Raw genomic sequence first — 11114 nt, 5'->3', positions numbered from 1 at the left:
ATTACCTTTCCCTATTACACTTAAGAACGGAGAAAAAAGATAATGAGTGTTTGTTCTGGTTTATTTTTTTACGACTGGAAAGACACAATTTCAAGAGTATTTGGTTTGGTTTTGAGGTGACAAGTACAGGTTATTTTAAAAGCGATGTTGTTAAAGAACTAATAAATATGCGTTAATGCTTACAATTTTGAACTAGTGTAAATAACTATAAGCTATAAAAATAGGTATAATTTTATTTTTGTAGGAATCGATTTAAATAATTCTAATTCAGTATTTTAAAAGAAGTTATTTAAATAAAAACCACACATAATTTTTGACCGAATACAAGTGGTGCAAAAAGCCCCAACACAAGGTCGGGGCTTTATGACGAACTCAAATTAATGCTTAATTAATTACCCAAGGTGCGGAAAATTCTTTTTCTGAATCTTGGGCAAGAGGATTCCAGATAGTAAATTCAGTGCCATCCTGGTTAAAGAAGAGTTGCCTAATATTGCTATTTCCTCCAATGGCGATTCGACAGGCCGCTCCGATTCTTTCGAAGTGCGTTTGACTTGCATCTCCCCAGTTATTGACATCATTTTTATCAGCCCAAGTTCCGTCTCCATAGTAACCGGCATATTCATTCCCTGGTTTTCCGAAGAAATGAACGATGTTGGCACCATCGGAAGACCTGTTTTCAAAGTACCTTGACGCAGCTATAAACCCGTCACCGGCGAAAGGAAATGGTGAATCACCAAACATGGAATTTACAGGATATTTGATGTTCTCACCTTGGGAATTCGTATTGTAGGCTCCAATAGGCAAGATTGTAGGTATTTCAGTACCATTACAGTTACAGGCTTTATAGCTGAATATCTCACCTAAAAGCCCAGTTTCGTCATAAATATGTATTTTGCCATCAGCAATATTAACCGCCGCGCCAACCGAATCGAAGGAAGATACCCCTAGCGGACCACTGGGGTCCTTGATGTCGAAGACACCCAGTACCTGCCCTAAATCTACATTGTACCAAGCGTATTTAGTACCTGCTTTGTTATAGAACACTGCATTGGGTCCTTCAATTTGAGCGGCTGCACCAATTCCATCATCAAAAAGATCGACCAAAGCTAGATAGCTTTCGGGTGGCAAAGTGCCTTTCAACTCGCAGTCAACCACTTCGAGTTCGGTTGAGATATTGGTTCCGACGACCTTGTCCGGACGTTCTACACTTCGAACTACGTATGACAATGGGAGGCCGGAACGTATGTCGTTCGTCTCATCTAAGAGCTCCGCAATACGCTGAATGTTGGTTTCGCCAACCAATTTCGAACTACCATTACCCCCGTAGGCAATAACTTTGATTTTCACATCTTTCAATTCTTCAAGAGCACTCGCCTTGACCTCACCACTGACGCCTACAGTCACACCTTCATAGGTAGCGCTAAGTTTGGCCTCCATCTCTTGTCGGCTTGAGGTGGACTCCACAAGCATATAAAAAATCCTTCCATACACCACCGATGATATAAATGTGGCGGGATTATCGGCTTGAACATAGGTGGCCAGATTTTCGGGGGTAACACTTTCATCGAAAATCTCATCGAGACTTGTAGGTAGATCAAAACTCATGTCATAGAACTTCTGCGTGAGTTTTACCAGGGTTCTATTGTAGCTTTTCCCGGAACTGAAAGACATGTTGCTTTTGACTTTGGAGGCAAAGGTCTCTACTTTTATGCCCATTTCCAGAGCCAATTCCTTCTCCGATTCTACTTGAAATATCTCAAGTGCGAAATTATCGGGAAGCGCTTGACTGCCTGCTATGATTCGGTTCATTCCGTTTTGGATGCTACTTTTTTTGACCTCATCGACTTTAAAAAAAGACTGTGCGTTACCATCGTTGAGGTTGTAGGAAATCGTACCTCCGGCCCTTTTGACCACTATGGGCGCGGGAATCGTTTCATTCAAGGTTTTTCCTTGAAGTAGGGCTCCTGGGAAAATGACTTCCGCGTTCGTATCGAATAATGGAAACTCACCATTACCGTCGGTGACACTAACACTTCTTTTGGTACAGATGTAACGCTTGGTAACATTCTCTCCATTTTCGTTCGTTTCGGTAGGATTTTCAGTTTTTACCGATAGGGTGTCTTTGGTGACTTCGTTCCTTGAGGTCGGGAATGATTCCGTATCACCGCCAAGTTTGATAACATCTTCAAAAGTAGTAACCTCTGGGGTCGGACCTGGACCTGGTTCCACGGGATCATCCTTACTACAGGCAAGCCCAAGTAATATAAGAGTGAAAGTAATCAGTTTGCTGAAAAATCTGTTTTGTGTTTTCATGATGCTATTGTTTTGTGGTTAAACGAGATACCTTTTGTGTGACTTACTCGATTGTTAGACTGCAGTTCCTCATCGAGTAAGACCACAAAACGGTTGTCATTGTCTAGATTGTTTTTCAATGACACCACAAACCTAGAGCGTAGGTTTTAGGAAGTAAAAAAAAGAGGGTGGACAAGAGGTGGACACCCCTAAGTTAATTCGAGGACAAAAGGTAGACAGGCTCGGTAGCGCCTTACTTCAAAGGCTTAGCACCAAATCTTGTAAAGAGTCTTCGGTGGACAAGTCCAGCTTTTTACGAAGGCGATAACGTGCTTTTTTTATCCCTTCGGGGGAAATATTGAGGATATTCGCAATCTCCTTAGAGGAAAGATTCATCTTTAAAAGCGCCAAAAGGCGCAATTCATTTGACGTAACTTGGGGGTATTTTGATTTGACCGTGCTATTGAAGTCTTTGTGTACTTCCTCAAAATATCGTGAAAAGTTTTCCCAATTATTATCATCTTGTAAATCAAAGTTGATGGAGCGGATCAATTGGTTGTATCCCGCACCCATGTTTTCTTTTTCCTTGAGTTCCTGCGCTTTTAACTTCAAGTTTTCCAGCGTTTCGTTTTTTCGGGCAAGGTTTAGCGCATGGGTGGTCAGTTCTTTCTTCTTGAATTCCAGTTCAGCATCGACTTTTTCTTTTTCAAGTCTGTTGCGTTTCATTTTTTGGCGAATGGCATAAAAGCCGATAAGGGAAAGAAGTAAACCGATACCCATCAAAATGCGCTGAAGGTTGCTTATGGATGCTTGTTGCTCCAAAACGGTGATTTCTTTTTCTTGAAGAACAATCTGCTGTTCTTTTTTTTCGGTGTCGAATTTGGATCGAAGTTCTTCAATTCGCTTTGACTTGTCTGAATTTAGAATGCTGTCCGAGATGTTGTGGAAATCCACATAATACGCATAGGCTTGCTTATGGTTTCCCAATTCGCTATATAGTTTCGATCCATCAAAATAAGCCCTTTGCAATAAATCTTTGTTCCCTGTTGATTTTGCATTTTGAAGTGTACTATCTAAATATTGGATTGCTATTTTGGGCTGGTTCACCTTGCTATAGAACAAACTGGTTGACAGCCAGTTTTCACCTAAAATTGCGGGTCTTTTGGCTTCCTTTGAAATTTTTGTGGAGGCCTTGATATAATCTATTGCCTTGTAATACTCCCCCTTCTCAGTAGCAATATCTCCAAGAGCGCCCAAAATCATGGTCTCAATCGATGGGCTCTGAATTTCACGGGCTAATGGTAGGGCGTCATTTAGGTAGTCCATGGCCGTATCATACTCTTTTATTTCCATATAGGTGTCGGCTATGGTGAGCATCGATTCCGCCTCATAAAATTTGTCATTAATACGTCTATAAATCGCCAAAGATTTTTTATCATATTCCAAAGACTTGTCTATATTGCCCAGATGATATTCTATTTCCCCAAGAAGGGCAATGGCGTCTGCCTCTCGGTCCGGTTGGGCAATTCTTTCGAAAATTTTTAATGCTTTCAACGTCTCGACGAGGGCAACCTTATAATTTGCCTTTTTTACCTGCGTATATCCTTTTAAATAAAATGATGAGGCCAAGCGACTGGAATCGATAGGTCTTTGAACGCTTTGAATCTCAATATTCTCTTCAATTAGGTTAAGGGACTTATCATAATCCGATTCAGCAAACTTGAGAATAGCAAGACCATGTCTAACGGCCGTTTCTCCCGAAATATCCTTGATTGCGATATATTGTTGTAATGATTTTTTGTAGGATGCAAAGGCGGAATCCTTTTTACCAATATTGTTGTAGTAGACCCCTAGGTTGTAGTTTGACTGCGCAATACCCTTTTTATAATCTAGCTGTCTTGCCAGTTTTACGCTTAGATCAACATAGTTCTTAGCGGCATCGATGTCATTGTATAAAGTTAATTCATGGGCTTGGGCAAGTACCTCGTATTTGCGTATGCCATCATCCAAATTTTGATATAGCGTGAGTAGGCTATCCAGTTTTTGATTTTGCTGGGCACAGAGCGGGGGAGATACGACACAAACAACCAATAACCAAAATACTATTTTGGATTTCATATGGGTTTGGCTTTGTTTAAAGATACGGTTTCTTTGTAATTAGGGTCATTTTTAAACCATTTATTGGGTAACAGGCCCACCCTGAATTTTTGGGCCTTGTTCAGACGGAAGAAGTCGATCAACGTTTTTTGTTAAAAACCTCTCGTAAATAACCTTCAAGAACCCTTTCCCAAATTTTCGATTTTCCTATTTTTGCCCATGCAAAACAAAGTCCTGATTCTAGACTTCGGTTCCCAATACACCCAACTCATCGGTAGACGTGTTCGTGAGCTGAATATTTTTTCCGAAATCAAACCTTTCAACAAGCTTCCCGAAGATGTATCGGAGTACAAAGCGGTCATTCTTTCGGGCTCGCCTTTTTCGGTTCGTGCCGATGATGCCCCACATCCGGATCTTTCGCAAATCAAGGGTAAGATACCCTTACTGGGGGTTTGCTATGGGGCGCAATACTTGGCGCATTTCAATGGTGGCAATGTTGAAAAATCGAATACGCGTGAGTACGGTCGTGCAAATTTAACAGCGATTTCGAGTACGGAGCCCTTTTTTTATGAGATTACAGAAGGGTCACAAGTTTGGATGAGCCATGCCGATACGATTAAACAACTTCCGGAGGATACTACGCTTTTGGCAAGTACCAATGATGTCAAAAACGCGGCTTTCAAATTTGATGGCGAAGACACCTATTGTATTCAGTTCCATCCTGAGGTATATCACAGTTCGCAAGGCAAACAATTACTTGAAAATTTCTTGGTGCATATTGCGGGCTTAAAACAAACCTGGACGCCCGATGCCTTTGTCGAAACCACTGTTGCCGAGCTCAAGGAAAAGATTGGGGATGACAAAGTGATTTTAGGACTTTCAGGCGGAGTAGATTCTACGGTTGCGGCCGTCTTATTACACAAAGCCATTGGCAAAAACTTGCATTGCATTTTTGTCAATAATGGATTATTGCGTAAAAATGAGTTTACCGATGTTTTAGAACAGTACGAAGGCATGGGCCTCAACGTAAAGGGAGTAGACGCTTCGGCACGCTTTTTGGATGCCTTGGCAGGGGAAAGTGACCCCGAAACCAAACGAAAGACCATAGGTCGGGTGTTCATTGAGGTATTTGATGACGAGGCACATCTAGTTGAAGATGCCAAATGGTTGGCACAGGGTACGATTTATCCTGATGTAATCGAATCGGTTTCCGGTACGGGAGGCCCGTCGGCTACCATCAAGAGCCACCATAACGTTGGGGGATTACCCGATTTCATGAAATTGCAAGTGGTAGAACCACTCAAAATGCTCTTCAAAGACGAAGTGCGGCGCGTAGGTAAAAGTATGGAGGTAGGTGATGAGCGATTGGGAAGGCATCCGTTTCCAGGTCCAGGATTGGCCATTCGCATACTCGGGGATATAACTCGTGAAAAAGTAGCGATCTTACAGGAAGTGGATCATATTTTTATTCAAGGATTACGCGACTGGGGATTATACGACAAAGTTTGGCAGGCCGGCGCCATGTTATTGCCAGTGAACAGCGTAGGAGTCATGGGTGACGAACGTACTTACGAAAAATGTGTAGCTTTACGAGCAGTGGAAAGTACGGATGGCATGACGGCGGATTGGGTAAATTTACCCTATGAATTTTTACAAAAAACGTCAAATGACATTATCAATAAAGTCCCTGGAGTGAATCGTGTCGTATATGATATTAGTTCCAAACCACCAGCAACGATAGAATGGGAATAACTATGAATCAAGTTTTTAAAAGCCTGTTGATGCTCCTCCTGTTTGTTTTTATGGGATGTAAAGCAACAGCACAGCAATTTTCTACGCACTCGGTCAGAAGTGGTGAAACCTTAGCGGGTATCGCAAAAAAGTACAATGTGACCGCGGCAAGCATCCTTACGTATAATAAGGAAATAAAAGCGGGTCAAGACCTCAAGCCAAATACCATTTTAGTGATTCCCGCCGCCGCAAAACCCACTGCTATCGGTGATCAGTCATCCGAAGCCGTGCCTGAAGAGCCGATTGGTTTTACCTCGCACAAGGTTCGGAAGAAAGAGACGCTTTATGGTATTGCGAAGCGCTACCATATCACGGAAGATGATATCAAACGGTACAATCAAGAACTATACTCTAATCAACTAAAAAAGCGCATGGTGCTGCGTATTCCGAAATACAAAAGAGTGGCTCCGGGCGAAAATACCATCAACGAAGACGATTTTGAAATCTATACGGTAGCGGCCAAAGAAACGCGTTGGAGTATTGCCCATAAATATGGAATTACCCTCGATAGTATGGTAGTTCTCAATCCGGCATTGGAGAAAAATTCGAGTTATCTGGCCGAAGGGCAAGAATTGAGAATGCCTAAAAAACCGGGGAGCAGTGTTCAGAATCAAGTCACGGAACTCTACATCTCGTATACCGTTCCGCCGAAAATGAACTTTTATCGGCTTCAACAACAGTTTGGGGTCAAGGCAGAGGAAATCGTGAAATTGAACCCTGAACTTAAAGACGGGCTTAAGGAGGGGATGGTCATTCGCATTCCAGAACGAAAAGTTGAAGGGGGAGACATCAATACTGATAACTATATTTTTTATGAGGTAAAACCAAAGCAGACCGAATTCTCGTTGACTCGAAAATTGGGTATTTCCTATAAAGAGTTGTTGGCCCTGAATCCTGATTTGAAAGAGGGTTTGAAGGCTGGGATGGTCTTAAAATTACCCAAGGGACAGACGGGTAATTTTGAAGTGCGAAATGCCTTGGTGCTGGACAAAATCGATTTGTTGGATAGTATCAACCCTGAAAATAGACCTAAGGTCATGTTCCTGTTTCCGTTTCGTTTGAACAGATTGAATCTTGCGAATAAGGAGAATGTACAAAGGACTATCGGTACTCGAAATAGCTTGAAATACAGTCTGGGGCTTTATTCAGGAGCCTTAGTCGCCTTGGACTCTATCGCTTCGTTAGGTATTTCTGTGGATGTGCGAACGTTCGACAACGAATTGGACCTAGCCAAAACACGTGAAATTCTCCTTCGGGAAAACCTGTCGAGCTATAGTGCGATCATAGGACCTTTAGATGTTGCCTCCTTGCGTGAGGTGGCTGTGCGTTCTTCTCAATATCGGGTGCCAGTGGTAGCACCGATACCTGCAAAGACCGATTTGAGTATGACCAATGTTTTTTTCTCCTACACCCCAGATGAAGTTTTACGGGTTCGAATGCTTGATTATGTAGAAAAAACAAGGGAAGAGCAAAATATTGTAATCATCGCCGACGGTGCGAATACAGTTGCCAAAGATTCTATTCTACTTCGGTTTCCCGAAGCCAAGATTGCCGAGGTGATAGAGGAAGAGAAGAATATCGGAGTGGTACGTGATAAGTTAGGCGCATTGCTGTCCGAGGAAAAAGAGAACTGGGTTTTTGTGGAATCCGGAAACTATAAACTGATTTCCAGTGTGACCTCGATTTTGAACTCTTTTCATAATGCCCTCTTAGATCCAGAAAAAAGTAAGGAAAAATTACAACTGCGTATGTTTACTACCAATAAGAACAATGCCTTTGAAAACGATGTGATTTCCGGATCGCATTTGTCGAATTTGAATTTTACCTTTCCGTCAGTGTATCGTGAAGCAAAGAACAATAGTTTCTCCAAAAGGTATCGAAAAAAATTCGGCGATACCCCTGATCGTTATGCAGTTCGCGGCTTTGATCTTACCTATGATCTTTTATTGAAATTGGCGTATAAGAATGATTTGATGCAAGTATCCCGACTTATCGGCCAAACGGAATATACAGGCAATAAATTTTCATATGAAAAGGATATCGCCTCTGGATATTTTAATCAAGCCTCTTATATTATGGCCTACGATGATATGCGAATCGAACAATTGACCGATTGATATGACTTCAAAAGTAACATACAAGGGAGGATTGCGAACCAGTTGCGAGCATCTTCGTTCCGGAGATGTCTTTTTGACCGACGCTCCCATAGACAATAACGGAAAAGGAGAAGCTTTTTCACCCACTGATACGGTGGCCACGGGATTGGCCAGCTGTATTTTGACCATGATGGGTATGAAAGCCGCTGGTTTGGAAGTCGACCTTGCCGAGGCCACTGCGGAGGTGACCAAGCATATGTCATCCGATCCAAGGCGGATATCGAAAATCGAGATCGATTTACAACTTCCCAAAAACGTGTCAGAAAAGCATCGGAAGATTTTAGTACACACGGCTAATACGTGTCCGGTGCATTACAGTCTGCATCCCGATATCGAAAAGATAATCACGTTCAATTGGGTGCGCTAAAAGTTTTTTTGATTACGGGACTATGCTTGTTCGGTCTTGGTCCACAGCAAGAACTTGAAACGATTTCATGGAGTGAGCGAAAGTTGACCTGGGAAGATTTCAAGGGAGAACCTCCCCAAAGCGATCGGGTAGCAGCGACCACGGCCAGTGGCATATCATATCGATTCACGACCCTGTCCAATACATCGAAACACCTTAAGGTAAATTTTGAGATCAGTACCCATTTCTACCCAAATGAATCGTGGTATAAGCCTGAACTATGTGATGATATTATCTTAGGTCATGAGCAACTACATTTCGACATCACCGAGTTGTTCGCACGTAAACTGAGAAAAGAGTTTTTACAAGCTACCTTTGACCGTACGAATATAAAGTCCAAGGTCAAATCGATTTACAATAAGAACAACAAGGAACTTAGCGCTTTTCAAAATCGGTATGATGCTGAAACGAATTTTTCGAGAAATCGAAAAAACCAGCACATTTGGAACTTGAAAATAAAAGAGGCGTTAGAAAACCAGTAGCCTTGTGCGACTCGAATCGGTTGCTAAAAACGAATCGAACCTCCGACCGTTAAAAAAGCAACACCGTATCCCGCTTCCGCAAAGACCCCAAACGTATCATTGAAATACCATCTACCCCCCACAAAAAGAGTGGGTGCTATTCTACTGCGCACTTTGAATACTACTGAATCACCAGAAAAATTCGCAATATTATAGGCGATCATCGCACCCCCATAGAGATCAAGATTTTCCACTTCAAGTCCATTGAAATGGTACGCCCCGCGAAATCCCACCGTAGTATACGTCCATTTTGAATTCACCCCAACGGTTTCGTAACGGTAATTCTTGATTCCGAGATACCCTCCTAGGCTGATAACCCCAGGGCCTCCAATGTCCCATATTCCCCGCTCATAGCTGGCGCTGATTCCGGGTGAAATCGATGACGTCAAGAAATCACCATAATCGCCTCCCAGGCCGATACCGACGTTCACAACATTGGTGCCTACATTAAATTCTTGCGCATTGACAACCCCAAGGGCGAAAAATGCGATAAGTAATGGAATGATATTTTTCTTCATAATAGAAAGTCAAGAATAGTTTAAATACCGTTTTTAAATCAAATTAGGGCCGACTAAAGTAAAAGTGACCCTGCTTATTTGTCCTACAAAGGTGCAAAAAAAACGGATTCTAAAATGTGAAGATTCTATTAATGAACGATTTTTAATCAAACATCGCAGATGGTGACTCCTTCTTTTAAGGCAGCGATCGGGTCATCCCAAGTGGGAATGAATTCCTGGGCAACATATCCCTTGAATCCCGTATCCACTATAGCCTTCATTATCGCTGGATAATACAGTTCTTGCGTTTCGTTTATTTCATGTCGACCGGGATTTCCTCCTGTATGATAGTGTCCGAAGTATTGGTGGTACTCCTGAATGTTTCGAATGACATCACCTTCCATGATCTGCATATGGTAAATATCATATAAGAGTTTGAAGTTGTCGGAACCAATAGCCTTACAGAGCTCCACGCCCCAAGCCGAACGATCACACATGTAGTCCGCATGGTCGACCTTTGAGTTCAGTAATTCCATTTGGATCACAACCCCGTGTTTTTCGGCTGCGGGCATGATTTTCTTTAATCCCTCGGCGCAGTTTTTTAGTCCTTCGGCGTCATCCATTCCATTCCGGTTTCCACTAAAGCAAATAAGATTCGTATATCCCGCTTCGGCCACCAAAGGAATTACCCTTAAGTAATCGGCAATTAATTCTTCATGTAGTTTGGGGTCGTTCCACCCCTCTGGTATTCCCTTGCCTGCACCCCAGCACATTGAGGCATGGATGCCGTACTTTTTCATAAGGGGCCAGTCTTCCGGACCGGTCAGGTCCATAGCTTTGACACCCAACTCATTGAGGTTCTTTAAAAAATCCTCCATCGGAATTTTACTGTAGCACCACCTACAGGCACTGTGATTGATATTTCCTTTAAGATCGTTCATTTCCTTTATTTCCGGGGCGGGCATTGCTGCATTGGTTTTGTAGGCGATAAAACCGACTGATGCGGCCGCTGAAGCTCCTATAAATTTTCTTCTTTCCATCTTTGGTTGAAATTTAAGTCTTCTAAAGATATATTTTTTAGTTTTAAAAAATGGAAATCTCCCCTGATAAAGAACGATTAATAGAGCTCGCACATTACAAAATGCCATTCGGGAAATTCAAAGGCCGTTATTTGGTCGATTTGCCAGAACCCTATTTGGTTTGGTTTCATCAAAAAGGTTTTCCAGAAGGTAAGTTGGGCATGATGTTGAAATCGATGCACGAAATAAAGGTCAACGGCCTAGAGCCCCTGATACGCAAGGTGCAAAAAGATTTTCCACCTAAGAAGTATTGATTTCATTTCGGTATTTGTATC

General features: G+C 42.3%; 9 protein-coding genes. 5 read left to right on the top strand and 4 right to left on the bottom strand.

Annotation, left to right across the window (positions count from 1 at the left end; all coding sequences use genetic code 11):
• Window positions 1-384: 384 nt before the first annotated feature.
• Together ACKWCA_RS15795 and ACKWCA_RS15790 are read right to left on the bottom strand one after the other, a co-directional pair.
• A complete protein-coding gene (locus ACKWCA_RS15795) occupies window positions 385-2313 on the bottom strand; it encodes a thiol-activated cytolysin family protein (RefSeq protein WP_413979173.1) in 1929 nt (642 codons plus the stop codon).
• Between the two features lie 237 nt (window positions 2314-2550).
• Window positions 2551-4410 carry a transcriptional regulator gene (locus tag ACKWCA_RS15790; RefSeq protein WP_413979172.1) on the bottom strand — a complete coding sequence of 620 codons (1860 nt, stop codon included), beginning with the start codon at window positions 4408-4410 and terminating at the stop codon, window positions 2551-2553.
• A gap of 198 nt (window positions 4411-4608) precedes the next feature.
• Between ACKWCA_RS15790 and guaA the strand changes: the two genes are divergently transcribed.
• From guaA to ACKWCA_RS15770, 4 genes are read left to right on the top strand one after another with little or no spacing between them, the layout of a single operon-like run.
• Window positions 4609-6141: a glutamine-hydrolyzing GMP synthase gene (gene guaA / locus ACKWCA_RS15785; protein ID WP_413979171.1), complete on the top strand. Its 1533-nt coding sequence runs from the start codon at window positions 4609-4611 to the stop codon at window positions 6139-6141.
• 2 nt (window positions 6142-6143) lie between these two features.
• Entirely contained in the window at window positions 6144-8297 is a 2154-nt protein-coding gene (locus ACKWCA_RS15780) for a LysM peptidoglycan-binding domain-containing protein (protein ID WP_413979170.1), read from the top strand.
• 1 nt (window position 8298) lies between these two features.
• Window positions 8299-8703 (top strand): OsmC family protein, encoded by a 405-nt coding sequence (locus ACKWCA_RS15775; RefSeq protein ID WP_413979169.1) that lies wholly within the window; start codon window positions 8299-8301, stop codon window positions 8701-8703.
• Between the two features lie 8 nt (window positions 8704-8711).
• Window positions 8712-9224: a DUF922 domain-containing protein gene (locus ACKWCA_RS15770; RefSeq protein WP_413979168.1), complete on the top strand. Its 513-nt coding sequence runs from the start codon at window positions 8712-8714 to the stop codon at window positions 9222-9224.
• 23 nt (window positions 9225-9247) lie between these two features.
• On the opposite strand, the gene ACKWCA_RS15765 is transcribed toward ACKWCA_RS15770, so the two are convergent.
• Window positions 9248-9781, bottom strand: coding sequence for a hypothetical protein (locus ACKWCA_RS15765; protein WP_413979167.1), 534 nt, complete (start codon window positions 9779-9781; stop codon window positions 9248-9250).
• Between the two features lie 146 nt (window positions 9782-9927).
• On the bottom strand, window positions 9928-10800 hold the full coding sequence (locus tag ACKWCA_RS15760) for a hydroxypyruvate isomerase family protein (RefSeq protein ID WP_413979166.1): 873 nt from the start codon (window positions 10798-10800) through the stop codon (window positions 9928-9930).
• A gap of 50 nt (window positions 10801-10850) precedes the next feature.
• Here ACKWCA_RS15760 and ACKWCA_RS15755 point away from each other — a divergent pair, with 50 nt between their 5' ends.
• On the top strand, window positions 10851-11093 hold the full coding sequence (locus ACKWCA_RS15755) for a DUF3820 family protein (protein WP_413979165.1): 243 nt from the start codon (window positions 10851-10853) through the stop codon (window positions 11091-11093).
• Window positions 11094-11114 lie beyond the last annotated feature (21 nt).

This window comes from Maribacter corallii, assembly GCF_047345415.1.
GTDB lineage: Bacteria > Bacteroidota > Bacteroidia > Flavobacteriales > Flavobacteriaceae > Maribacter_C.
Note: the sequence above shows the minus strand (reverse complement) of the source record. Positions and strands in the feature narration are given on the sequence as shown.

What these genes read in the sequence shown, in the direction of transcription:
- ACKWCA_RS15755 (WP_413979165.1), top strand. Translation starts at nt 10,851, where the DNA reads ATGGAAATCTCCCCTGATAAAGAACGATTAATAGAGCTCGCACATTAC.
- ACKWCA_RS15795 (WP_413979173.1), bottom strand. Translation starts at nt 2,313, where the DNA reads ATGAAAACACAAAACAGATTTTTCAGCAAACTGATTACTTTCACTCTT.
- guaA (WP_413979171.1), top strand. Translation starts at nt 4,609, where the DNA reads ATGCAAAACAAAGTCCTGATTCTAGACTTCGGTTCCCAATACACCCAA.
- ACKWCA_RS15790 (WP_413979172.1), bottom strand. Translation starts at nt 4,410, where the DNA reads ATGAAATCCAAAATAGTATTTTGGTTATTGGTTGTTTGTGTCGTATCT.
- ACKWCA_RS15765 (WP_413979167.1), bottom strand. Translation starts at nt 9,781, where the DNA reads ATGAAGAAAAATATCATTCCATTACTTATCGCATTTTTCGCCCTTGGG.
- ACKWCA_RS15760 (WP_413979166.1), bottom strand. Translation starts at nt 10,800, where the DNA reads ATGGAAAGAAGAAAATTTATAGGAGCTTCAGCGGCCGCATCAGTCGGT.
- ACKWCA_RS15775 (WP_413979169.1), top strand. Translation starts at nt 8,299, where the DNA reads ATGACTTCAAAAGTAACATACAAGGGAGGATTGCGAACCAGTTGCGAG.
- ACKWCA_RS15780 (WP_413979170.1), top strand. Translation starts at nt 6,144, where the DNA reads ATGAATCAAGTTTTTAAAAGCCTGTTGATGCTCCTCCTGTTTGTTTTT.